This is a genomic window from Pseudoduganella sp. UC29_106 (assembly GCF_044055365.1).
In the GTDB taxonomy this organism is placed as follows: domain Bacteria; phylum Pseudomonadota; class Gammaproteobacteria; order Burkholderiales; family Burkholderiaceae_D; genus Rugamonas.
Genome location: NZ_CP171977.1, coordinates 4466666 through 4490605, shown reverse-complemented (window position 1 = coordinate 4490605; position 23940 = coordinate 4466666). Strand labels below are relative to the sequence as shown.

At 62.6% G+C, this 23940-nt stretch carries 20 protein-coding genes, 6 tRNA genes and 4 pseudogenes; 21 read left to right on the top strand and 9 right to left on the bottom strand.

Annotated elements, in window-relative coordinates:
* Positions 1–63 precede the first annotated feature (63 nt).
* The 7 genes and pseudogenes from ACHMW6_RS22380 (at position 64) to ACHMW6_RS22350 (ending at position 6776) form a co-directional block, all read left to right on the top strand.
* Positions 64–1785: a methyl-accepting chemotaxis protein gene (locus ACHMW6_RS22380; protein WP_395400007.1), complete on the top strand. Its 1722-nt coding sequence runs from the start codon at positions 64–66 to the stop codon at positions 1783–1785.
* A 52-nt stretch (positions 1786–1837) separates the two neighbouring features.
* On the top strand, positions 1838–2710 hold the full coding sequence (locus ACHMW6_RS22375; RefSeq protein WP_395400005.1) for a CheR family methyltransferase: 873 nt from the start codon (positions 1838–1840) through the stop codon (positions 2708–2710).
* 10 nt (positions 2711–2720) lie between these two features.
* Complete coding sequence (cheD, locus tag ACHMW6_RS22370; protein ID WP_395400003.1) at positions 2721–3320, top strand: chemoreceptor glutamine deamidase CheD; 600 nt, start codon at positions 2721–2723, stop codon at positions 3318–3320.
* A 17-nt stretch (positions 3321–3337) separates the two neighbouring features.
* Positions 3338–4413, top strand: a pseudogene (locus ACHMW6_RS22365) (chemotaxis response regulator protein-glutamate methylesterase).
* 111 nt (positions 4414–4524) lie between these two features.
* The gene (gene cheY / locus ACHMW6_RS22360) at positions 4525–4914 is read left to right on the top strand and encodes a chemotaxis response regulator CheY (protein ID WP_131144818.1); all 390 of its coding nucleotides are present in this window, start codon (positions 4525–4527) and stop codon (positions 4912–4914) included.
* Positions 4915–4916: 2 nt separating this feature from the next.
* Positions 4917–5564 carry a protein phosphatase CheZ gene (gene cheZ / locus ACHMW6_RS22355; RefSeq protein WP_395400001.1) on the top strand — a complete coding sequence of 216 codons (648 nt, stop codon included), beginning with the start codon at positions 4917–4919 and terminating at the stop codon, positions 5562–5564.
* A gap of 3 nt (positions 5565–5567) precedes the next feature.
* The gene (locus ACHMW6_RS22350) at positions 5568–6776 is read left to right on the top strand and encodes an EAL and HDOD domain-containing protein (protein ID WP_395399999.1); all 1209 of its coding nucleotides are present in this window, start codon (positions 5568–5570) and stop codon (positions 6774–6776) included.
* An 87-nt stretch (positions 6777–6863) separates the two neighbouring features.
* Here the strand turns inward: ACHMW6_RS22350 and panC are convergent, their stop codons facing one another.
* Genes panC through ACHMW6_RS22330 form a run of 4 tightly spaced genes read right to left on the bottom strand, consistent with a single transcriptional unit; the run spans position 6864 to position 9904 of the window.
* Positions 6864–7703: a pantoate--beta-alanine ligase gene (gene panC / locus ACHMW6_RS22345; protein WP_395399997.1), complete on the bottom strand. Its 840-nt coding sequence runs from the start codon at positions 7701–7703 to the stop codon at positions 6864–6866.
* Positions 7704–7717: 14 nt separating this feature from the next.
* On the bottom strand, positions 7718–8614 hold the full coding sequence (locus tag ACHMW6_RS22340; protein ID WP_395399995.1) for a segregation and condensation protein A: 897 nt from the start codon (positions 8612–8614) through the stop codon (positions 7718–7720).
* Between the two features lie 21 nt (positions 8615–8635).
* A complete protein-coding gene (locus tag ACHMW6_RS22335; RefSeq protein ID WP_395399993.1) occupies positions 8636–8845 on the bottom strand; it encodes a DUF3460 family protein in 210 nt (69 codons plus the stop codon).
* A gap of 48 nt (positions 8846–8893) precedes the next feature.
* Positions 8894–9904, bottom strand: a complete 1011-nt coding sequence (locus ACHMW6_RS22330; protein WP_395399991.1) for a porin — start codon at positions 9902–9904, stop codon at positions 8894–8896.
* A gap of 144 nt (positions 9905–10048) precedes the next feature.
* On the opposite strand from ACHMW6_RS22330, the gene ACHMW6_RS22325 reads away from it, so the two are divergent.
* Positions 10049–10948, top strand: a complete 900-nt coding sequence (locus tag ACHMW6_RS22325; RefSeq protein WP_395408689.1) for a DMT family transporter — start codon at positions 10049–10051, stop codon at positions 10946–10948.
* Positions 10949–11499: 551 nt separating this feature from the next.
* On the top strand, positions 11500–12405 hold the full coding sequence (locus ACHMW6_RS22320) for a hypothetical protein (protein ID WP_395399989.1): 906 nt from the start codon (positions 11500–11502) through the stop codon (positions 12403–12405).
* A gap of 519 nt (positions 12406–12924) precedes the next feature.
* Here the strand turns inward: ACHMW6_RS22320 and ACHMW6_RS22315 are convergent.
* Together ACHMW6_RS22315 and metG are read right to left on the bottom strand one after the other, a co-directional pair.
* Positions 12925–13404, bottom strand: coding sequence for a GNAT family N-acetyltransferase (locus ACHMW6_RS22315; protein ID WP_395399987.1), 480 nt, complete (start codon positions 13402–13404; stop codon positions 12925–12927).
* 6 nt (positions 13405–13410) lie between these two features.
* Positions 13411–15567: pseudogene (gene metG / locus ACHMW6_RS22310) on the bottom strand (methionine--tRNA ligase).
* Positions 15568–15701: 134 nt separating this feature from the next.
* Here metG and apbC point away from each other — a divergent pair.
* Complete coding sequence (apbC, locus tag ACHMW6_RS22305) at positions 15702–16784, top strand: iron-sulfur cluster carrier protein ApbC (protein ID WP_395399985.1); 1083 nt, start codon at positions 15702–15704, stop codon at positions 16782–16784.
* Here the strand turns inward: apbC and ACHMW6_RS22300 are convergent.
* Entirely contained in the window at positions 16771–16998 is a 228-nt protein-coding gene (locus tag ACHMW6_RS22300; protein WP_395399983.1) for a hypothetical protein, read from the bottom strand. The two genes, apbC and ACHMW6_RS22300, sit on opposite strands and share 14 nt — an antisense overlap.
* Positions 16999–17112: 114 nt before the next feature.
* On the opposite strand from ACHMW6_RS22300, the gene ACHMW6_RS22295 reads away from it, so the two are divergent.
* Both ACHMW6_RS22295 and ACHMW6_RS22290 read left to right on the top strand, forming a co-directional pair.
* Positions 17113–17853, top strand: coding sequence for a WD40/YVTN/BNR-like repeat-containing protein (locus ACHMW6_RS22295; RefSeq protein WP_395399981.1), 741 nt, complete (start codon positions 17113–17115; stop codon positions 17851–17853).
* Between the two features lie 36 nt (positions 17854–17889).
* Positions 17890–18285 (top strand): DUF4399 domain-containing protein, encoded by a 396-nt coding sequence (locus tag ACHMW6_RS22290; protein WP_395399979.1) that lies wholly within the window; start codon positions 17890–17892, stop codon positions 18283–18285.
* A gap of 105 nt (positions 18286–18390) precedes the next feature.
* On the opposite strand, the gene ACHMW6_RS22285 is transcribed toward ACHMW6_RS22290, so the two are convergent.
* Together ACHMW6_RS22285 and ACHMW6_RS22280 are read right to left on the bottom strand one after the other, a co-directional pair.
* Positions 18391–19317 (bottom strand): serine hydrolase domain-containing protein, encoded by a 927-nt coding sequence (locus ACHMW6_RS22285; RefSeq protein ID WP_395399977.1) that lies wholly within the window; start codon positions 19315–19317, stop codon positions 18391–18393.
* Positions 19293–19718, bottom strand: coding sequence for a serine hydrolase domain-containing protein (locus ACHMW6_RS22280; RefSeq protein WP_395399975.1), 426 nt, complete (start codon positions 19716–19718; stop codon positions 19293–19295). Before ACHMW6_RS22280 ends, ACHMW6_RS22285 begins: the two co-directional genes overlap by 25 nt.
* A 180-nt stretch (positions 19719–19898) precedes the next feature.
* On the opposite strand from ACHMW6_RS22280, the pseudogene gltX reads away from it, so the two are divergent.
* From gltX to ACHMW6_RS22235, 9 genes and pseudogenes are all read left to right on the top strand, one after another.
* Positions 19899–21306 (top strand): annotated as a pseudogene (gene gltX, locus ACHMW6_RS22275) (glutamate--tRNA ligase).
* A gap of 210 nt (positions 21307–21516) precedes the next feature.
* Positions 21517–21592 (top strand) — tRNA-Ala (locus ACHMW6_RS22270).
* A 36-nt stretch (positions 21593–21628) separates the two neighbouring features.
* A tRNA-Glu gene (locus ACHMW6_RS22265) sits at positions 21629–21704 on the top strand.
* Between the two features lie 28 nt (positions 21705–21732).
* Positions 21733–21808, top strand: a tRNA-Ala gene (locus tag ACHMW6_RS22260).
* Positions 21809–21850: 42 nt separating this feature from the next.
* Positions 21851–21926 (top strand) — tRNA-Glu (locus ACHMW6_RS22255).
* A gap of 21 nt (positions 21927–21947) precedes the next feature.
* Positions 21948–22023, top strand: a tRNA-Ala gene (locus tag ACHMW6_RS22250).
* 31 nt (positions 22024–22054) lie between these two features.
* Positions 22055–22129, top strand: a tRNA-Glu gene (locus ACHMW6_RS22245).
* A gap of 127 nt (positions 22130–22256) precedes the next feature.
* Complete coding sequence (locus ACHMW6_RS22240) at positions 22257–22754, top strand: hypothetical protein (protein WP_395399973.1); 498 nt, start codon at positions 22257–22259, stop codon at positions 22752–22754.
* Between the two features lie 83 nt (positions 22755–22837).
* Positions 22838–23933 (top strand): annotated as a pseudogene (locus ACHMW6_RS22235) (c-type cytochrome).
* Positions 23934–23940 lie beyond the last annotated feature (7 nt).

The window sequence follows — 23940 nt, the reverse complement described above, 5'->3', positions numbered from 1 at the left end:
GCTGCACCGACCCCGCCGCATAGAGCGGGGCGGTACACCACTTATGAAAACAGGGAGATCACTATGAACGTTCGCGACTACAAGATTGGTACGCGATTGGGATTCGGTTTTGGCGTCATTCTTTTGATCCTGGTCAGCGTGGTCCTATTGGCCAATGTACTGAACTACCGTAACAAGTCGCAGCTGATGGCGGGCCTGGACCTGACTTCGGCCAAGACCCTGCAGGCGCAGGCCATGAAAAGCGCCATGCTGGAAACCGGTATCGCCATGCGCAATATCGGCCTGCAGTCGGACGTGAGCCTGATGCAGAAGGAAGAGGAGAAGGTCAAGGCCAACCGCGCCCGCTATGACGCGGCACGCGCGAAGCTGCAGGGGCTGGGGCTGGACGACGGCGAGAAGAAGGTGCTGGGCGAGATCACGGCCCTGGACCAGGACCTGGACAAGGCCTTCAAGGAAGCGCTGGGCCAGGTGATGGCCTTTAACAGCGAAGGCGCGGCCAAGGTCATTGCCACCCGCATCGATCCGCTGAACCAGCAGACGCTGGCGGCCCTGAACAAGCTGGTGGACCAGCAGCATGGCGCATCGGCCGCGTTGAAGGAAAGCTCGAACGCCAGCGACAAGAGCCTGATGTCCATGCTGTTCGTGCTGAGCGCCGTGGCGGTGGCCGTGGGCGTGGTGTGTGCGCTGTTTATCACCCGTTCCATCACGGGGCCGCTGAAGTTTGCCGTGTCCGTGGCGCAGAAGGTGGCTGGCGGCGAGCTCACTTCGCAGGTTAAGGCAGAGGGCAAGGACGAGACTTCCGAACTGCTGCAGGCGCTGAAGGACATGAACGATTCCCTGGTGGCGACCGTGGGCCAGGTGCGCACCAGCACCGAGACCATCACCACCGCCTCGCATGAAATCGCCACCGGCAATGCCGACCTGTCGGCGCGCACGGAATCGCAGGCTTCCTCGCTGGAGGAAACCGCTTCCTCGATGGAAGAACTGACGTCGACCGTGAAGCAGAACGCGGACAACGCGCGCCAGGCCAACCAGCTGGCGGTGTCGGCATCGTCGATCGCCGAAAAAGGCGGCAACGTGGTGTCACAGGTGGTCGATACCATGGGTTCGATCAAGGAATCCTCGGCGCGCATCGTGGATATTATCGGGGTGATCGACGGCATCGCCTTCCAGACCAATATCCTGGCGCTGAACGCCGCGGTGGAAGCGGCGCGTGCGGGCGAGCAGGGCCGCGGCTTTGCGGTAGTGGCTTCCGAGGTGCGCAACCTGGCGCAGCGCTCGGCCGGCGCGGCCAAGGAAATCAAGGCCCTGATCGACGATTCGGTGCAGAAGGTCGATACAGGCGGGCGCCTGGTCGATGAAGCCGGCCAGACCATGGGCCTGATCGTGACCTCGATCAAGCAGGTGGCCGACATCATGGGCGAGATCACTGCCGCCACGCTGGAGCAGAGCCACGGCATCGAGGAAGTGAACCAGGCGATCACGCAGATGGATGAAATGACGCAGCAGAATGCGGCCCTGGTCGAAGAAGCGGCAGCGGCGGCGGAAAGCATGCAGGAGCAGGCCAACAAGCTGGCCTCCGCGGTCGCCATCTTCAAGTTGGCGGGCGACGAGTTCAGCCAGCGCCGCGCCGCACCGGCGGCGGCGCCCAAGCGCGCCGTGGCAGCACCGGTGCGTACGACCGCCGTGGCCACGCGCCCGGCAGCGGGCAAGCCCGTGCCGCCACCGCAGCCGAAGAAAGTGGCTGCAGCGACGCCTTCAGGCGATGACTGGGAAGAGTTTTAATCCCCGGCGGGGACATCAGCAGTCCCCGCCAGACGTATAGGGAAGAGAAGAAATGGCGCTGACTAAAGACACCGTTAAAGAGTTTGAGTTCAACGGGAAGGATTTTGAACGAGTCCGCGCGATGATCTACAAGCGGGCCGGCATTGCGCTGGCCGACAGCAAGCAGGAAATGGTCTACAGCCGCCTGGCGCGCCGCCTGCGCGCCACCGGCATCAATTCCTTCGTCAGGTACCTGGACGACCTGGAAGGCGGAAAGCTCGGCGCCCCCGAGTGGGAAGCCTTCACCAACGCGCTGACCACCAACCTGACCTCGTTTTTCCGGGAAGCCCACCACTTCCCGCTGCTGGCCGAACACCTGAAGCAGCGGCGCGGCGGCGAGGCGATCAACATCTGGTGCTCCGCCAGTTCCACCGGCGAGGAACCGTATTCGATCGCGATGACGGCCTGCGAGGCGTTCAACACGCTGACGCCGCCGGTGCACATCCTGGCCACCGATATCGACACCAATGTGCTGGCCACGGCCGCCAATGGCGTGTATCCGATCGAGCGCATCGAAAAGCTGTCGCCGGAACGGCAGCGGCGCTTCTTCCTGAGAGGGAAGGGCGACAAGGCCGGCCTGGTGCGGGTGCGCGAAGAGTTGCGAAAACTGATCACCTACCGCCAGATCAACCTGCTCGACGAGCATTGGGAGATCCGTCCCGGCTTCGATGCGATATTCTGTCGTAATGTGATGATCTATTTCGACAAGGCGACCCAGCGCCGCATCCTGGCGCGCTTTGTCCCCCTGATGAAACCGGATGCCCTGCTGTTTGCCGGGCATTCGGAGAATTTCCTGTATGTGTCCGACTCATTGAAGCTACGCGGCAAAACGGTGTACGAACTGGATGAGCGCAAGGCGGCCGGTTTCAGGGCAGCACAACGATAGTGAGAGTGACATGGACAAAGAACAATTCGCCACCAACGTCTATTACGACCGGACGTTCGACTGCGACGCTGCCAAGATCCTGCCCGGCGAGTACTACTACACCAGCAAGGACATGCTGATCGTGACCGTGCTGGGCTCCTGCGTGTCGGCCTGCATCCGCGACCGCGCCACGGGCCTGGGCGGCATGAACCATTTCATGCTGCCGGACGGCGGCTCGGACGCCAACAGCCCGATTTCGGCGTCGGCGCGCTATGGCTCCTACGCGATGGAAGTGCTGATCAACGACCTGCTGAAGGCGGGCGCGCGGCGCGAGAACCTGGAAGCGAAGGTGTTCGGCGGCGGCGCGGTGCTGAAAGGCTTCACGGCCATCAACGTGGGCGAGCGCAATGCGGCCTTCGTGCAGAACTTCCTGCGCAACGAGAAGATCCGCATCCTGGCCGAGGACCTGAACGATATCTACCCGCGCAAGGTGTACTTCTTCCCGCGCACCGGCAAGGTGCTGGTCAAGAAGCTGATGCAGACCCATAACGATACCCTGGCCAAACGCGAAATCGAATATGCCAGCCGGCTCAAGGTGCAGCCGGTGGGAGGCGAAGTCGAACTGTTCTAGAACGAAAGTAAGAAAGCATGAACAAGATCAAAGTCCTGATCGTGGACGACTCTGCGCTCATCCGCAGCGTCATGAGCGAAATCATCAAGTCGCAGCCGGACATGGAAGTGGTCGGCGTGGCGCCCGATCCCCTGGTGGCGCGCGAACTGATCAAGCAGACCAACCCGGATGTGCTGACCCTGGACGTCGAAATGCCGAAGATGGATGGCCTCGACTTCCTGGAGCGGCTGATGCGGCTGCGGCCGATGCCGGTGGTGATGGTGTCCTCGCTGACCGAGCGCGGTTCGGAAATCACCCTGCGCGCGCTGGAGCTGGGCGCCGTCGATTTCGTCACGAAACCCAAGATTTCCATCCAGAGCGGCATGCGCGAGTATGCCGACGATGATTTCCGACAAGATCCGCGCCGCCGCCAAGGCCCGCATCCGCGCGCGCACCTTGCCGCAAGCGAGCGCCGAAGGGGGCGCGCAACTGCCACAATTGCGAAATCCGCTCATGTCATCCGAAAAACTGATCATCGTGGGGGCGTCGACCGGGGGCACAGAAGCCATCCGGGAATTCCTGATGCAGATGCCGTCCGACTGCCCGGGCATCCTGATCGCCCCAGCATATGCCGGAGGGCTTCACACGCTCCTTCGCCAAGCGCCTCGATTCGCTATGCCGGATTTCGGTGGGCGAAGCGGAAGGCAACGAGCGCGTGCTGCCGGGCCACGCCTACATCGCGCCCGGCCACTCGCACCTGACGCTGACGCGCTCGGGCGCCAACTATATGACGCGGCTGGACCAGGGCGAACCGGTCAACCGCCACCGGCCGTCGGTGGACGTACTGTTCCGCTCGGCGGCCCAGAGCGCGGGCAAGAACGCGGTGGGCGTGATCCTGACTGGCATGGGCAAGGATGGCGCGGCGGGCATGCTGGAGATGAAAAATGCCGGCGCGTATAATTTCGCGCAGGATGAAGCCAGTTGCGTGGTGTTCGGCATGCCGCGCGAGGCCATTGCCGTCGGCGCGACGCATGAAGTGGGCGCGCTGCAGGCGCTGCCGGGCATGGTGCTCGGCTACCTGGCCCAGCATGGCTCGCGTGCATTGCGCGTTTGATACGGTCAGGGGTAGTTTTATCGCCTTTAGGCAACGAAAATGCTATCCTTTGATTGTTGAACCAAATCAACATTATTAATAACCGCCTAGGTAGAAACAACGGAGTAATTCATGGCTGATCCAAAGATGAAATTTTTGGTTGTTGACGATTTCTCGACGATGCGCCGCATCGTGCGAAATCTCTTGAAGGAACTGGGTTATGCCAATGTGGACGAGGCGGAAGACGGCGTGATGGCGCTGGCCAAGCTGCGCTCCGAGCAGTTCGATTTCGTCGTGTCCGACTGGAATATGCCGAACATGGACGGCCTGACCATGCTGCAGAATATCCGTGCCGACCCCGCGCTGGCCAAGCTGCCGGTGCTGATGGTGACCGCGGAAGCGAAAAAGGAAAACATCATCGCGGCTGCGCAGGCAGGCGCCAACGGCTATGTCGTGAAGCCATTCACGGCGGCCACCCTGGATGAAAAGCTGAACAAGATCTTCGAGAAACTCGGAGCTTGAGCATGGGTGAGCAACAAGGCGGCGCGCCAGGGGCAGCGTCCGCAGTCCAGAACGAGGAGTTCCTGGCACGCATCGGCCATATGACCCGTGCGCTGCACGAGAACCTGCGTGCGCTGGGCCTGGATAAGCTGATCGAAAAGGCGGCGGAGGATATCCCCGATGCCCGCGACCGGCTCGATTACGTGGCGCGCCTGAGCGAAGACGCGGCGCAGAAGGTGCTGAACGCCACCGACGAGGCCGGCCCGCTGCAGGATGACATCGCCAGCAATGCAAAATCGCTGGGCGCTTCCTGGGAAGTGCTGCTGGCGGGGCAGCCGTCCGATGCGGAATGGCGTGCGCTGGCGGCGCAGACGGTCGCCGCCCTGGGTGCGGCGCAGGCCGGCACAGCCGCCACCAAGGGCCACCTGATGGACATCATGATGGCGCAGGATTTCCAGGACCTGACGGGCCAGGTGATCAAGAAGGTCACGGCCATCGCCCAGAACCTGGAGCAGCAGCTGGTGCAAACCCTGATCGACTTCGCTCCCGAACAACTGAAGAAGGAAATCGACAACGGCCTGCTGAATGGCCCGCAGATTGACCCCTCGAAGGAAGGCGTGGTCGCCGACCAGGGGCAGGTAGACGATCTGCTCGACAGCCTCGGCTTCTGAACCATGCATCAATCCCACTTCCTGGTACGCGAACCGCTGCTGGACCCCCAGCAGCGCGTGGTTGGCTATGAAATCACCTGGCAGCAGGACCCGGCGCACAAGCCGTCGCTGGAAGACCTGGAAGACCTGGTCGGCTTCGTCGCCGCTCAGGTCAACGATGCCGAAAGGGGCTGGCTGCTGAAGGACAAGACGCTGTTCCTGCAGGCGGTGCCGGGCATGCTGTCGACGGACGCCATGTACGAAATGCCGCCCGAGCACACGGTGCTGTCGCTGAAGACTTCCGAGCTGGCCAATCCGGATACCCTGTCGGCCGTGCAGGCGCTGCGCGCCGGCGGCGTCGGCATCCTGCTGCGCGAGGCCGACCTGGCGCGCGTGGGCAGCCGCCTCGGCACCATCTGTTCCTTTGTCGAAGTGCGCTTTACGGGCGCCGATGTGGCGTCGCAGGCGCGCACGTATGCGGCGCTGCGCACGTCCAATGTGCGCATGGTGGGCCGGCCGGTGACGACCTGGGCCGACTTTGACGCCTGCGCGCTGCTGGGGCTGGACGCCTTTGTCGGCAAGCTGCACCTGACGCCGCGTCCCGGCACGGAAGGGCAGGGCCTGAACCCGTCGCAGACCATCATCCTGCAACTGATGCAGATGGTGCAGGCGAATGCGGATGTGGCGCAGCTGGAGAGCATGCTGAAACGCGATGCGGCGCTGTCGTACAAGCTGCTGCGCTATATCAATTCGGCCGGCTTCGGCGCGGGCCGCGAAGTGCAGTCGCTGAAGCAGGCCATCCAGCTGCTGGGCTACCAGCCCATGTACCGTTGGCTGACCCTGCTGCTGGCCACTGCCAGCACGAGCGGCTTCTCGCCGGTGCTGCTGGAAACGGCCGTGGTGCGCGGCCGCCTGGCCGAACTGCTGGGACAGAAGGCGCTGGGCAAGGCCGATGCGGAGAATATCTTCGTGGCCGGCATGTTCTCGCTGCTGGATCGCCTGCTGGGGCTGCCGATGAAGGAAGTGCTGGAGACCATCCAGCTGTCGGAGGAAGTGGTGCGCGCACTGCTGACGCGCGGCGGCAAGTACGGGCCGTATCTGGCGCTGGCCGAGGCTTGCGAACTCAATTCCAACCTGGTCAGCTCGCTGGCCGCGGCGGTCAACTTGACGCCCGAAGACGTCAACAAGGCCCACCTCTCGGCGCTGGCCTGGACGCAGAACGTCACCACCTGACCAGCCGATGCCGCCCCGCGCCGGATGACCATCCGCGGCGCGTAGGGCGGATCATTGATCCGCCGTGTTCGCGCCGTCGGCAGCGCCTCAAATCTCCAGATTATCGATCAAGCGCGTCGTGCCCAGCTTGGCGGCGGCCAGCACCACCAGCGGCGTGCCCTGCGCCAGGTCGCCCGCGTTAGGCGGCTGCAGGTCCGAACGCTTGCGGATCGAAATATAGTCCGGTTTCCAGCCGCGGGCGCGCAGGTCGTCCATCGCCTTGTGTTCAAGCTGGAAGATATCCAGATGACCGGAACGCATCTCATTGGCGACGAAATTCAGCGTCTGGTACAGCGCCGGCGCCTCTGCGCGTTCTTCTGCGGACAAATACATATTGCGCGAAGACAGCGCCAGGCCATCGTCCGCGCGCCAGGTTTCGGCGGCCACGATCTGGGTCGGCAGCGCGAACTGGTGCGCCATGCCGCGCACGATCATCAGCTGCTGGTAATCCTTCTTGCCGAACACGGCGACCTTTGGCTGCACGCAGGAGAACAGCTTGGTCACCACGGTGCACACGCCATTGAAGAAGCCGGGGCGGAACTCGCCTTCCAGGATATTGCCGATGCCATCCGGCGGCTGCACGCGGTATTCCTGCGGCTCGGGATAGAGGTCCTTCTCGGTCGGCGCGAACAGCACGTACACGCCTTCCTTTTCCAGCTTTTCCACGTCGGCCTGGAAGGTGCGCGGGTATTTGTCGAAGTCTTCGTTCGGGCCGAACTGCAGGCGGTTGACGAAGATCGACGCTACCACCGGGTCGCCATGCTTGCGCGCCAGGCGCATCAGGGACAGGTGGCCTTCGTGCAGGTTGCCCATGGTGGGCACAAAGGCAGTGCGCAGTTGGCCGCTCAGCTGGTCGCGCAGCTCTTCGATATTGGAAATGATTTTCATGGTTGTTAGAGTTGTTATGCGGGCGAATACGCGAGGCGCACGTAAATCGGTGCGAACGGTTCCGCCTGGGTGATTTCGATCAGGGTTTCCTTGGCCAGTTCCAGCATCGCCACAAAATTCACCACGACGACGGGCGGGGTCGATTCCGCGTCGAACAGGTCGGCAAACTCGACGAAACGGCTGGACTGCAGCTTGCGCAGGATGGCCGTCATGTGTTCACGCACCGAGAGTTCCTCGCGCGTGATTCTGTGGTGCTGTTTGAGTTTGGCGCGCTTCATCAGGTCGCGCCAGGCTGCCTGCAAGTCGTCCACGTTCACGTCCGGCCAGATCGGCACCAGGCTTTGCTCGATAAAGATCTGGGTGCGGACGAAATCGCGGCCGACCTGGGGCAGGGTGCCGAGGTCGTAGGCGGCCAGCTTGATCTGCTCGTATTCGAGCAGGCGGCGCACCAGTTCGGCACGCGGGTCTTCCGCTTCCAGTTCGATATCGTGGTGGCGCTGCGGCAGCAGCATGCGCGATTTGATTTCGATCAGCATCGCGGCCATGAGCAGGTACTCGGCCGCCAGTTCCAGGTTGGATAGGCGGATCTGGTCCACATACTTCAGGTATTGAAGCGTGACCTGGGCCATCGGGATATCGAGGATGTTGAAGTTCTGCTTGCGGATCAGGTACAGCAGCAGGTCAAGCGGACCTTCGAACGCTTCCAGGAAAATTTCCAGGGCGTCCGGTGGAATATAGAGGTCATTGGGCAGACGCAGCAGAGGTTCGCCGTACAGGCGCGCCAAAGCGGCGCCATCGGCTTCAGCCGGGGCGCCGGCGCCGCCTGCGTCAGGCGGCACATCCGCGGCGACGTCGAGTGCTGCGGAGCCTGGCTCCGCGTTCTCGTCCTGCGTCGCGTCTTTTGGCGACATGCGCTGTCGTCCTGGCTGGGTTTATACCTTGTTCTGGTATACGTAAGCTTGCTGCTTGACGGTCGAGGTGCGCACGCGCTCCTGCTCGTCCAGGGTGCGGGACGCCTGGTCCCACAGGATGGCGCGGCCGGCTTGCTGGCCTGCTTCGATCTGAGGGTTCTTTTCCTTCAGCGACTTGATGAACAGGGTGTGGTCGGACTCGTACTTGTGGTTCTGTTTGAGGAATTTCATATCGTGAAAATGAAAGGTTCGGCAGCGGATATTTTACCGGATTTCATCTTAGTAACGATGGCGGATGCCTGCTACGAAGGTGTTTCCGTTGCTGCCGGTACTCAGTTTGTCGCGCATGAAGACCGTGTACAGGTCGGTACGGAGGGAAAGATTGTGGTCGTAACCGATGGCGCCGGTGTCGCGGTGGAAGTCGGCCCTGCCGCTGGCGGTCTCTTCCAGGCGCGAAACGGCGAACATCCAGCGCCCCAGGCCCTGGTAGGTGGGCACGGTGAAGCCGCCGTGCGTAATGCGGCCGGTGCGGTTGCTGATGTCGGTGTCGTGGTGGCTGTAGGAGGCGAAGAGCTTGATGGCCTTGAAGTCGTAGGAGGCGGCGGCCAGCCAGGTTTTCTGGCTGGGGCCGGCGGCGGTGATGCCGGTGCCGGTCTTCACATTCTGCGCGCCCAGCGTGACGGCCAGCGTGGGGCCGGCATATTTCGCCACGGCCGCCCAGTTATTGTTCGTCTGGCCGGGCGTTTCGCCGAGCGAATACTGGGCGACGACGGTGGTGTCATGGATGGTCGGCGAGGTGTAGCCGATGGCGTTGCTCCAGCCGGTGTCGCCAAAGGTGGCGTTGCCGCCGGCCACCGTGAACATCTGGTTGATCATCGGCGACAGGCGGGTCGACGGACCGAAAGGGTTGATCTGGCCGACGGCCACGAACAGCGGGTTGACTACGCGGCCCATGCGCACCAGGCCGAAGTCACCGCTGAAGCCGACGTTGGCGGCGCGGGCGAACATGGCTTCGTTGGGGAAGCGGCCAGCTTCGCCAGTGTCGGCGCGGTAAAAGCCTTCCAGCGCGAAATTGGCCTTCAGGCCATTGCCCAGCGACTCGCTGCCGCCGAAGCCATAATAGGAAGTGATCATGCCGCCGCTGGTCAGCACAGGGGTGCTTTGTGGCGCGGAGGCGGTGGCGTTGCGGCCGGCGAACAGGTCGATGACGCCGTAGATATTGATGGCCGTTTGCGCCATGGCGGCGCAGGGGAGGGCCAGCAAGCCAGCCAGCACTAACTTGTTTTTCATGAGTGACTTCTAATATTGTTAGTTCAGTCAATTGTTGCAGTGCATCGAGACCCGCACAAGCGAAACTTGGCCGTTTTTGACGTCTTGTGCGAGATCGCCACGAATGGCGTATCCTTCCCGACAACTTTATTTTGCTCGCTGAACATGTCCCATCGCCTCACGCCGCGTGTCGCCCTTCTGCTGACCATCCCACCGATCCTTCGGGCGGGCAATGCCATCGTGGGACGCATGGTGCATGAGATGGTGCCGCCCATCCTGCTGAATTTCCTGCGCTGGGCGATTGCGCTCGTGTTGTTGCTGCCGCTGGCCGGTCCTGTGTTTGGCGCGGGCAGCTCGCTGTGGCCGCACTGGCGCCGCTACGCGGTGCTGGGCCTGCTCGGCATCGGCATGTACAACGCCTTGCAATACCTGGCCCTGCAAAGTTCGACCCCGATTAATGTGACGCTGGTCGCGTCCGGCATGCCGGTCTGGATGATGCTGACCGGCTGGCTATTCTTCGGCGCCGGCGTTTCCCGCCGCCAGGTCACGGGCGCGGTTTTGTCCATTGCCGGCGTATTGCTCGTTCTGGCACGTGGCGAATTTGCACATTTAATGGAATTGCGCCTGGTGGCCGGCGATATATTCATGATTCTCGCCACCATTGCCTGGTCTCTATATAGCTGGCTTTTGATCCGGACTTCCGGCCCGTCTGATATTCGGGGACATTGGGCGAATTTCCTTGTCGCGCAAGTTGGATTTGGCGCGGTCTGGTCCGGATTATTTGCGGCGGGCGAGTGGGCTTTATCACCGGCAACCGTTCATTGGAGCTGGACTTTAATTGCGGCCCTGTTATATGTCGCAATCGGTCCTGCCATTATTGCTTTCCGTTGCTGGGGCGCCGGAGTTCAGGCGGCCGGCCCGGCCATCGGAGCGTTTTTCGTTAATCTCACGCCTTTATTTACTGCGCTGCTGTCTTCGTTGTTTCTCGGCGAGGCGCCGCAGCTTTATCACGGGCTGGCCTTTATGCTGATTGTCGGCGGCATTATCGTTTCGTCCCGCCGTTAATATCTTCCGCGTCGCTTGTCGGCCGCGCTACCTGGCCGCGCTTTTTGCCCGTGCGCCGCTGTCCGGCGCAATCTGCCACTATGGCCCCATCTGGAGGCCATCATGCCCAAGCTCATCCTCGCTCTCGCCCTCGCCGCACCTCTCCTCGCAGCCTGCGAAAAGCCCATCCCGAAGCCGCCCAAACCCGTCGCCTCCGTCCTCATTGCGCCAACTATTAGTGCGATCACGCCACAAGCGAGCACGTAAGCGACGATCGCTGCCCTTCGGCCCCCGAGCGGCCCGCCCGCCGCGCTCGCCCGCCCACGCTCCGCGCGCGGCCGCGGCGATAAAGGGTGTCCTATGTCGATCCAAGTCAGTCGCCAGAACTGCCTATTTCGGGTGCCTATTCCTGCCTATTTTTGTCTATTTTTGCCTATAGCACGCGTCACGGGAAAAATAGACAAAAATAGGCAGAAATAGGCAAGAATAGGCGGCCAAAATAGACAATTCTGGCGACTGACTCGGGAACTTATAGCACCCTCCATTCTCTAAAGATGAAGGAGGGCGGTGAAATGGACAATCAAAATCCGATGCCGTTTGCGAGTTATTCTGAACTTGCGCTTTTCTTGCATACTTCGGGCAGTTCGCTCAGTATTACGGAAGCGATTGCCCGCGCGGTCGGACAGTGGATAAGAGCCGAGCAGGCGGCGGACGTTTCCTCGACCGGTTATCAGTGGAAATGTCTTCTTCTTCCCAGCGGCACCCGCTTGCGAATGCGCTGCGCCGATCAATTGTTTTACGGCGAGATTGTGGATGACAGGCTGAAATTTCGCGGAAAGATAATGTCGCCAAGTCAAATGGCCGCCACGGCGGCTGGCGAGCCTCGTAATGCGTGGCGCGACCTTTGGATACGCCGGCCGCTGGATAAGGAATGGTCACCGGCGGACAAATTGAGGCGGGAAATAAATAATCGGATCAAGCCGCCCGAGCTTTCGCCAGTTGAGGCAATGCAGCTGGCCGCCAAAAGCATGAGCGAAGCACTGCAAACCGCGCTCTTGCTGGTTGACCAAACCCGGATGCGCGCCGAGCAGCAGGTCGAGCGCCGCGTCCCTAAGCATCGCCGCCTTGACGACCAGCTTGCCGACGCCTGCTGGAAGAGTGATTCGCCACCCTGGCCAAAATCACACCTAGCAGGTAATATCCGTGTAAACGCGAATCATTCGCATTTTGTGCGCACATCGACTGCAACTTTGGAGTTAAAACGTGAATATGAAAATGTGGAGCGCCCCGATCGCGCTTCGCCTCTTCACCTCAATCGGCCTGATTTCCGCGCTCCTCGGCGACGGCCTGTGGGACACCATTTCCGCCATCACTCTCGGCGCCCCTGTCGCCGTCTGCGCCTGGTACGCCCTCCGCCGCAACTAATTGCCTACTCGTCGTCGCGTTCCAGGTTGAACGGATATTTTTTGGGAGCATAGACAATATTCCAAATGGATACGCCGAGCCCGACTGTTACGCCGATAAAACCAATGATATAAGCAAGAACGTCCAGCATATGGGGCCTACTTAGAAAGTCTGATCGCTACGGTTACGCCGATCAAAGCTGATGCAAAGGCAAGTGACATGCTCATGAAGAGTACAGTCCTTGCGTCCACTACGCCCGGGGCATTATCTCCAATGATAGCCAAAGTACAGAGCGCACCGTACAAAGCAATGAACAACAATGCCGTACCGCTCTGTATGGATTTCCAGTCTTTGAGTGCGGCCGGCAAATGCTCAAGTTCATTGATGACCGACACATGAAATACGAGTCCTCAGGGCGATGAGGTCTGGCGTGGAGACAGGATCAATGCTGTCGGCAGCGGCCGTCGTCCACACCAGCAGCCTGGTGAGCATCGGTATCAGTCCGACCAGGAATGTATATGCGAGCCATTTGCTCGCTGAGAATTTCATCCGATGAATCTATCGGATTTTGACGCACGGCGCCTTGAGGCGGATCAGTAGCGCAGCAGGCGGCGCATGACGAGGGGCGCGGGTTCGAGCGGATTGGCGTGCGAGTATTCGAGCTCGGCGGCGAGTTCGAATTCGTAAGCAGTGTAAAAGTCGATCAGCTTGGGCTGGTCGCTGCGTACGGCGAGGCGCAGTTCCTCGATGCCGGCCGCGAGGGCGTGGTGGATCACGGCTTCCAGCAGGTGCTGCGATAAATTGGTACCGCGGTACTCGGGCAGCACGCCCATGCGCAGGATTTCCCACACATCCGGCTCGGCATCCCGCGGCAGCCAGCGCACGGAGCCGATCGGCTTATCCCCGTCCAGCAAGATAAAACCGCCGCCGTCGCGGAGGTGATCCGCGACCTTGACGGCGGTTTCCCGGTGTCCACTGGAAGTGACGCTGACCTTGCCGGCCCACGCCGCGCGCGTGAGGTCGGCAATCAGCTGCGCATCGTCCGCAGTCGCTTCCCGAACCAGTATGTCCATGATGGTTTAGCGGATGCGCATGCCCGGTTCGGCGCCCGGCCACGGATTCAGGATGTAGATGCCCGGATTGGCCTTCTCATCGGCCGCCGACGCCGCCAGCACCATCCCTTCGGACACGCCGAACTTCATCTTGCGCGGCGCCAGGTTGGCCACCATCACGGTCAGCTTGCCGACCAGGTCTTCCGGCTTGTACATCGACTTGATGCCGGAGAAGACGTTGCGGTGACGGCCTTCGCCCACGTCCAGCGTCAGGCGCAGCAGCTTGCCCGCGCCTTCCACGTGCTCGCAGTTGACGATCTTCGCAATGCGCAGGTCGACCTTGGCGAAATCGTCGATCGAGATCTCGGGCGCCAGTTCCTCCATGCCGTCGGCAGCAGCGCCGGCTTCCGCGGCGGCCGGTGCGGCGGCGCTTGCGGCGGCAGCAGGGGCGGCAGCCGGAGCGGCCGGCGTCGCAGGCTCGAACAGATCCTCGATCATTTTCGGGTCCACGCGCGTCATCAGGTGGCTGTAGGCACCGATGGTACGGCCCAGCATCGGCTTCCATGCCGCGCCGGACGCCACGTCGGTATCGGCCCACGCGAAGCTATCATCGTTCAGGAAGCCGCGCACATTGGCCGCCACGTGCGGCAGCACCGGCGACAGCAGGATGGACAGCTGACGGAACAGGATCAGCGCCGTGGTGCAGACGTCGTGCAGTTCCGCGACCTTGGACTCGTCCTTGGCCAGGATCCACGGCTTGTTCTCGTCCACGAAGCGGTTCGCCACGTCGGCGATTTCCATGATTTCGCGCAGGGCCTTGCCGAATTCGCGCGCTTCGAAATGCGCCGCAATCGACGCCTGGCGCTCGGAGCCGTCCGCTGCCAGCAGGGCCTTGTTGATCCACTCCAGCGAAGAGGAAGACAGCGAACCAGCCAGCTTGCCATCGAACTTCTTGGCAATGAAGCCCGCGCAGCGCGAAGCGATGTTCACGTACTTGCCGATCAGGTCCGAATTCACACGCGCCACGAAATCTTCGCCGGTGAAGTCCAGGTCTTCCACCTTGGAGTTCAGCTTGAAGGCGATGTAGTAGCGCAGCCATTCCGGATTCATGCCCCAGGTTCAGGTAGCGCAGTGGCGAAATGCCGGTGCCGCGCGACTTGGACATCTTTTCATCGTTCACGGTCAGGTGGCCGTGCACCGCCACGCGCATGTGCTCGATGGTCGGGTGGTCGGCGAACTTCAGCATCGCAGGCCAGAACAGCAGGTGGAAGGACACAATATCCTTGCCGATGAAGTGAATCTGCTCGGCGCCCGGATCGCGCAGGAAAGCGTCGTAGTCGATGCCTTTCTTGCCGAAGTAATTCTTCAGCGATGCCAGGTAGCCGACCGGCGCGTCCAGCCAGACGTAGAAGTACTTGCCCGGCGCATCGGGAATCGGGATGCCGAAGTAGGGCGCATCGCGCGAGATGTCCCAGTCCGCCAGCTTCTCGCCCGCTTCGCCCAGCCACTCGGACACTTTATTGACCATTTCCGGCTGCAGGCGCCCCGGCGTGTTCAGCCAGTCGCGCAGGAATTCGAAGCAGCGCGGGTCGGACAGCTTGAAGAAGTACTGCTCCGAAGGCTTCAGGATCGGCGTGGCGTTGGTGAACACCGAGTACGGGTTCACCAGGTCGGTCGGCTGGTAGGCCGCGCCGCACACTTCGCAGTTGTCGCCATACTGGTCCTTGGCGCCGCACTTCGGGCACTCGCCCTTGATATTGCGGTCGGCCAGGAACATGCCCTTGACCGGGTCGAAGAAGCGGTCCACGGTCTTGGTCTGGATCAGGCCAGCGTCGCGCAGCTTGCGGTAGATGCCCTGCGACAGCTCGACGTTTTCCTGCGAATCGGTCGAATACCAATTGTCGAAGGCGATATGGAAACCGTCCAGGTATTGCGCGCGGCCGGCGGCGATCTTGGCCACGAATTCCTGCGGCGTGATGCCTTCCTTTCCGCCGCGATCATGATCGGCGTGCCGTGGGTATCGTCGGCGCCCACGAAGTGCACTTCGCGCAGGCCATTGCCCTCGGCCTGCATTCGCTGGAAACGGACCCAGATGTCGGCCTGGATGTATTCCATCATATGGCCAATATGGAAGGCAGCGTTAGCGTATGGCAGTGCAGTGGTGACAAACAGCTTGCGAGTCATGATTGATGCGCGATTAAGGTGTTGGAAAAGTAGGCATTTTACCAGCGTAAGGGACTCCCGGGCAGCCGGGAGGGTTTTGCGATGTATTTCTGTCCATTTTGCGCTAGACTGCGGCATCACTTACGGAGAAATACATGAGCATCACAGCAGAAGACGTCAAGGCAGCACTGGTCAAGGTGCTGGACCCGAATACCGGCAAGGATGACGTGACGTCCAAATCCGTGCGCAACCTGAAGGTCGACGGCAGCGATATCGCGCTGGACATTGAACTGGGCTACCCGGCCAAGAGCCAGATCGAGGGCATCCGCGCCGCCGTGCTGGCCGCGCTGGCCCCGCTGGGCGGCAAGGTGACGCTGAACATCAGCACCAGGATCATTTCCCACACCGTACAGCGCGGCCTGAAGCTGCTGCCGAACGTGAAGAACATCATCGCCGTGGCCTCGGGCAAGGGCGGTGTTGGCAAATCGACCACGGCCGTCAACCTGGCGCTGGCGCTGGCCGCCGAAGGCGCGTCGGTCGGCGTGCTGGACGCCGACATCTACGGCCCCTCGCAGCCGATGATGCTGGGCGTGAGCGGCCGTCCCGTCACCAACGACGGCAAGACCATGGAGCCGATGGAAAACCACGGCGTGCAGGTGACCTCGATGGGCTTCCTCATCGATCCGGACGAGCCGATGGTGTGGCGCGGCCCGATGGTCACCCAGGCCATGCAGCAGCTGCTGGAGCAGACCAACTGGCGCGACCTGGATTACCTGATCGTCGATATGCCGCCGGGAACCGGCGATATCCAGCTGACGCTGTCGCAGAAAGTGCCGGTCACCGGCGCCGTGATCGTGACCACCCCGCAGGACATCGCTCTGCTGGACGCGCGCAAGGGCCTGAAGATGTTCGAGAAGGTCGGCATCCCTATCCTGGGCGTGGTGGAGAATATGAGCACCCATATTTGTTCGAACTGCGGCCATACCGAGGCGATCTTCGGCGAGGGCGGCGGCGCCAAGATGTGCGCGGACTTCGGCGCCGAGTTCCTGGGCGCGCTGCCGCTGAAGCTGTCCATCCGCGAGCAGACCGATTCGGGCAAGCCGACCGTGGTCGCCGAACCGGACGGCCCGGTTGCGGCCATCTACAAGGAAATCGCGCGCAAGATCGCGGTCAAGGTGGCGGAGAAGGCGAAGGATATGAGCAGCAAGTTCCCGTCCATCGTGGTCAAGAACGACTGATGGTGACGCGCGCACTCGCCGCCGTACTTGGTGTCCTGGCCTGCGCCGCAGCGCTGGCGCAAAGCACGCTGGCCGCGCAGGCGGGGCCGGGGCAGGGCACGGCGGTGTCCGCGCCTCTGTCGTGGGCGCCGCAGGCCAGCGGCAGCGAGGCCGAATTGCGCGGCATTGCGCCCGTCAGTGCGTCCGTTGCCTGGGCCAGCGGAGCCAAAGGCACGGGTGCTGCGCACACTCGATGGCGGCAAAACCTGGCAACGCCTGCCGGTGCCGGAGGCCGACGCGCTCGACTTCCGCGATATCCAGGCTTTTCGACGCCAACACGGCCATCATCATGTCCGCCGGCCCCGGCGACGCGTCGCGCCTGTACCGCACCAAGGACGGTGGCGCCACCTGGCAGCTGCTGATCACCAATCCGGACAAGGACGGCTTCTGGGACGCCATCGCCTTCTGGGATGCGCGCAACGGCATCCTGTTCGGCGACCCGGTCAACGGCGCCTTCCGCATCTTCACCACGTCCGACGGCGGCGACAGCTGGCAGCCAGCCAGCGACCCGCACGGACTTGCGGCGCTGAAGAGCGAGGGCGCGTTTGCGGCCAGCGGTACCTGCCTGTCCGTTTCCGGCAGCAGCGATGCCTGGTTCGCCACCGGCGGCGCGCAAACGGCGCGCGTGTTCCATTCGGCCGACCGTGGCCGGACCTGGCGCGCGGCGCCGCTGCCAATCCCGGCGGGTGCCGCAAGCAAGGGCATTTTCTCCGTCGGCTTCCGCGACGGCCGCACCGGCATTGCCGTTGGCGGTGATTACAAGGAGCCGGCGCTGTCCACACTGAACGGCGCGCGCAGCGACGATGGCGGCGCCACGTGGACGGCGGCCTCCGTGCTGCCGGCCGGCTATATGTCGGCTGTGGCCCCCGTGCCGGGCGCGCCGCAGGCGTTCGTGGCGGGCGGCCTGGCCGGTTCGGGCATCTCGCGCGATGCGGGCAAGACCTGGGTGTGGCTGGATGGCACGCCGGTCAATGCGGTAGCTTTTGCGTCGCCTGGCGCTGGCTGGGCGGTTGGCCCGAAGGGCTGGTGATGAAGTATGTAGGACCTTCAATCCTGGGAGAGACACATGCAAATCGTTAAACGCGCCATGCTGGCCATGGCACTCGGCAGCATCGCTTTCGGCGCGGCTGCACAATCCGTATCCTTCGTCGAGCCGCAGGACGGCGCCACCGTCACCAGCCCGTTCAAGGTGAAGTTCGCCGTGAATGGCATGGACGTGAAGCCGGCCGGCGACATGAGCGCCAATACCGGCCACCACCACCTGCTCATCAACGCCGAAAGCATGAAGGCCGGCGAGGCGATTCCTTTCGACGAAACCCATATGCACTTCGGTAAGGGACAGACCGAGACCGAGGTGAAGCTCCCGCCGGGCAAGTACAAGCTGACCATGCAGTTCGCCAACGGCGCCCACCAGTCGTACGGCCAGGGTCTGAGCAAGACGATCAACGTCACGGTCAAATAAACCGCCGGCGCCGCGGTGTGTGGGCCGTCGGGGTGCGTAGGGCGGATCATTGATCCGCCGTGCGTGCGTGTCCCGCGGCGCGAACCTTGTCCCGCGCCGCGAAGCTTACTTAGCCCGCGTGAACGGCATCTCGAACCCCGGCGCCACCAATCGCCCCTTGCCCGCGCCATCAAACCGCAACTCATAATCGCGCCACAAAATAAACCACGTTTCGCCAACGCCCGGGTATAAAGGCTCGCGCTGCCCGTCAACCATCTCCACCACTAACCCATCGCCCTCGCGGCTGATGGTGAAATCGCCCGCCGCGCCGACGGAATACTTGCCCGGCATCGTCGCCAGCATGGCCGCGCTGGCCGCCACCGCGCGCTTCTCCTTCATGCGCTGCGTAGGCCAGTTATAAGCCGCCGCCACCGCGCGCACCACTTCGCCCGCCAGCTCGTCGCCACGGTCGCCGTTGGTCATCACCACCACGCCGTCGCCGCGTTCTGTGTAGGCCACCATCGTGGTGCGGTAGCCCGCATTGGAGCCGCCGTGGCTGAAGGTCTGCGCCTGGCCATCGCCCTCCACATGCAGGCCCAGGCCGAAGTTGGCCATCACCGGCGACAGCATCAGCTGCGTCATCGATTGCGACAGCACCTTATTCGACTGTCCCGCGGCCGACTGCCGCACTTCGATCGCAAAGCGCGCCAGATCGCTCGGTGTGGTCCACAGGCCGGCCGCCGCCTGCTCCGGATAGATGTGCGGGCCACCGGCGACAGGCTTGCCCTTGCCGTCATGCGGCAGCGCCGCGCGCGCCAGCAGGGCAGGGGGCAGCGGCTGGGCATAGGTGCTGTCCTGCACGCCGACCGGCTGCAGCACCGTCTCCTGCATCAGCGCCGCGAAATCGGCCTTGCCGCGCTCCTGCATCATGTACTGCACCACTTCATAGCCGCCGCCCGAATAGCGCCAGGTGCTGCCGGGGCGAGTGCTGACATGCACGCCGCGCGTATTGGACGGCGTCGCCCCGTTCAGCAGCTGCAGCAGCGTCGGCACCGCTTGCCGACTTCGTAGCCTGGGAAGCCGTGCACCGTGATGCCGGCAGTATGCGACAGCAGCTGGCGCAGCGTGGCCGGCGTGCCGCTCGGATCATTATTCGGCAGCTTCCAGCGCGAGCTGTAGCTGTTGATGTCCTGGTCCAGCGCGAACCGGCCCCGTTCGACCATATTCAGCGCCGCCATCGCCGTCACCGGCTTGCTGATGGACGCGGCCTGGAACAGCGTGCCAGCCGTGACCGGCGCGCCGCCCGGGGTCACCACGCCATAGCCCTTGGCCCATTCGATGCCGCCACCGTGGATCACCGCGACGCTGATGCCGGGCACCGCCAGCCGCGCCATCTCGTCGGCCAGCTTGCGCTTGACCGGCTGCGTGCCCTGCAGCGCGACGGCGGGCAGCAAACCCTGCTCGACGGCGAGGCGGCTGTCCTGGGCGAAAGCGGGAAGGGCGGCCAGCAGGCCGGCGGCGGCAAAAGAGGCAAGTCGAAGGTCTCAAGGTCGTCTCCATTTTTATTGTCCGGTTCGAGTATAAGGGCTTTGCAGGTAAAATATCTGCCTTTACATCTTTGCTTTCCGACTGAAATGACCGCACCCGCCACTCCAGTACGTACCCGATTCGCACCCAGCCCGACCGGCTTCCTGCACGTGGGCGGCGCCCGCACGGCGCTGTATTCCTGGGCCTTTGCCCGTCACTTTGGCGGCACCTTCGTGCTGCGCATCGAGGATACCGACCTGGAACGTTCGACTCCCGGAAGCCGTGCAGGCCATCCTGGACGGCATGAAGTGGCTGGGCCTGGACCATGACGAAGGTCCGTTCTACCAGATGCAGCGCATGGACCGCTACCGCGAAGTGATCGCGCAGATGCTGGCGGCCGGCACCGCTTATTACTGCTACTCGTCGCCGGAAGAAGTGCAGGCCATGCGCGACCGCGCCACCGCCGCCGGCGAGAAGCCGCGCTACGACGGCACCTGGCGTCCGGAAGAGGGCAAGACCCTGCCGCCCGTGCCGGTTGAGCGCAAGCCCGTGGTGCGCTTCAAGAATCCGCTGGATGGCGACGTGACCTGGAACGACGTGGTGAAGGGCACCATTACCATCTCCAACAAGGAGCTGGATGACCTGGTGATCGCCCGTCCGGACGGCACGCCGACCTACAACTTTTGCGTCGCGGTCGACGACTGGGACATGAAGATCACCCACGTGCTGCGCGGCGACGACCACGTCAACAACACCCCGCGCCAGATCAACATCCTGCGCGCGATCGGCGCACCGCTGCCGGAATACGGCCATCTGCCGATGATCCTCGGCTCGGACGGCCAGAAGTTGTCCAAGCGCCACGGCGCCGTCAGCGTGATGGAATACCCGGCCCAGGGCTACCTGCCGGAAGCCATGCTGAACTATCTGGCCCGCCTGGGCTGGTCGCACGGCGACGATGAAATCTTCTCGATCCAGCAGTTCTGCGAGTGGTTCAACCTGGAGAGCCTGACCGCGTCCGCCGCCCAGTTCAACTACGAAAAGCTGGCCTGGCTGAACAACTACTGGATCAAGCAGGCCGACAACGCCCGCCTGGCCGAGCTGGTCAAGCCGAAGCTGATCGCCGACGGCGGCAAGCTGGAAGGCGCGCCTGAGCTGCCGCTGGTGCTGGCGTTGCTGAAGGACCGCACCAACACCATCAACGAGCTGGCCGACGCGTCCATGCTGTTCTACCGTGAGCCGAAACCGGAAGCGGAGCTGCTGGCCCAGCACTACACGGACGCCGTGAAGCCGGCTGTGGCCATGTTCGCCGAGCGCATCAAGACGGTGGAGTGGACCAAGGAAGCGATTGCGGCCATGATCAAGGAAGTGCTGGCCGCCAACGGCCTGAAAATGCCGCAGCTGGCCATGCCACTGCGCCTCTTCGTTGCTGGCCAGCTGCAGACGCCGGCGATTGATGCTGTGCTGCAGCTGTTCGGCCGCGACGTCGTCTCCGCGCGCCTGGCTGCTTACCTGTAAAACCCACCCCAACCCCTGGTGGCAGGCACGATGTGCCAGCCACCTGTTATGTGCCGCAGGCCCAAATTTGCACCTGCGGCCCAAAACCGGTGGCTGGCACATCGTGCCTGCCACCAGGGTCTGCCGTGGGTTTAGAATTTTTCGACAATCTTGCAAATTGGCATTTGCAATTCACGGAAGGGCTGCTATACTTCTGTCTCTTCGCGAAACGGGGGTATAGCTCAGCTGGGAGAGCGCTTGCATGGCATGCAAGAGGTCAGCGGTTCGATCCCGCTTACCTCCACCAGTTCAGCGAAGAGAAGCAGTAAAAAGTAAGTCCAGGGTCCCCATCGTCTAGAGGCCTAGGACATCACCCTTTCACGGTGAGTACCGGGGTTCGAATCCCCGTGGGGACGCCAAGAGCAGTAACAATCTGTGCCCGCATACGGGGGTATAGCTCAGCTGGGAGAGCGCTTGCATGGCATGCAAGAGGTCAGCGGTTCGATCCCGCTTACCTCCACCAAGCAGCACGGGTTGATAGTAGTGTGTAGTACCAGTCCAACAGGTCCCCATCGTCTAGAGGCCTAGGACATCACCCTTTCACGGTGAGTACCGGGGTTCGAATCCCCGTGGGGACGCCAGTTAGATTATTCTGTGCCAGCGGGGGTATAGCTCAGCTGGGAGAGCGCTTGCATGGCATGCAAGGGGTCAGCGGTTCGATCCCGCTTACCTCCACCAAAAATGCGGCACAGAGACAACAGTCCATCAGGTCCCCATCGTCTAGAGGCCTAGGACATCACCCTTTCACGGTGAGTACCGGGGTTCGAATCCCGTGGGGACGCCACGATTTTCCTTCCTTCATTGGCCTTTGGTCTGTCGCAAAGCTGCCTAAATTATCACCAAGCTTGTTTCCTTTGCATGTTGCGAAATCCGTACTAAGATGGATTACGGACCCCGCACAGGAGGAAGTCATGGAACTTCGCATGCATTCGCATCGCTGGGTGGCGCGCCAGGGTGACTGGACCGCCGCTGCCATTGCCGGTTTCGGAGCCGGCGGTATCCTGATGTTGCTGGAGTTGGCCTACACGGCCATCCGAGGCGGCGACCCCTGGCTGATCTCACGCATGGTTGCGGCCATGGTGATGGGCTGGGAGGTGCTGGAAACATCCGGGTACAGCCTCAGCATTGTGATTGCGGCCCTCGTGGTCCACTATATCCTGGGCATTACCTTTGCACTGATGCTGGCGGCGATCATCGCGCCTTTCCAGCTCGACTCGAGTAATGGCATGGTCATCATGACCGGCGCCGCCTTTGGCGTGCTGCTCTATGTACTGAACTTCTACGGCATGTCCGGCGCCTTCTCCTGGTTTGCCGACCTGCGCGGCTGGCCCGCCTTTATCGGCCACATCGCGTTCGGCGCTTGTGCCGCATGGTTCTACCGACTGCTGGAACGGCCAGACAAGACCTGAATAAATGTAGCCCCTTGCGCCTCGTCCCTTGCTCGGGCGAGGCGTTCCCGTAGTTTCCCTATAACTTATCGGGCTCATTTATCATGGCGTTGGCACTCTCACTCATACTGATTGTTCTTGGCGCGATTATCTTCCACTTCCTCAGCCCCTGGTGGCTGACGCCCATCGCCTCCAACTGGCAGGAGATGGACGATGCCCTGATGATCACCCTGGTCATCACCGCCGCGCTATTCATCATCCTCCACATCTTCGTCGCCTATGCCGTGGTCAGAGTCCCGGCACCGGGAAGGGCACCGGGCGGCAGCCGAATCCCATAACCGCAAGCTGGAATGGTGGCTGATCGCCGGCACCTCGGTGGGCATCATCGCCATGCTGGCGCCGGGCCTGTCCGTGTACGCCAAGCTGATCACTCCGCCGCCGGATGCGATGGTGTTCGAAGTCATGGGCCAGCAATGGCAATGGCACTACCGCCTGCCGGGCAAGGACGGCAAGATGGGCAAGACGGACGTGCGCTTCATGAACCCCACCAATCCTTTCGGCATCGATCCGCAGGACCCGGCCGGCCAGGATGATGTGCTGGTCGATGGCCAGGAAATCCACCTGCCGGTCGACAAGCCGGTCAAGGCCAACCTGCGCGCCCAGGATGTGCTGCACGACTTCTACGTGCCGCAGTTCCGCACCCGCATGAATATGCGTGCCCGGCATCGTCACCCACTTCTGGCTGACCCCGACCAAGATCGGCCGCTACGAAGTGCTGTGCGCCCAGCTGTGCGGCGTGGGCACTCGAATATGCGCAGCGCTGTCGTGGTCGATGATGCGCCAAGCTACGCGGCCTGGCTGGCCAAGCAGCCGACCTTTGGCGGCGGCGTGCCGGGCGGGGTGGGCGGACCCGCCGAGCCGGGCAAGCAGGGCCGTCTGATCGCCCAGTCCAAGGGCTGCATCGCCTGCCATAGCGTGGATGGCTCGCCGGGCGTGGGCCCCAGCTGGAAAGGCCTGTACGGCAAGACGGAGACGCTGGAAGGCGGCGGCACCGTGACGGCCGACGATGCCTACCTGAAGCACTCGATCACCGATCCGAAGGCGCAGATCGTCAAGGGCTTCCCGCCCGTGATGCCGCCCACTCCGATGAGCGAGGAAGATCTGACGGCGCTGGTTGATTACATCAAGACGGTCCGCTGAGGAGAAC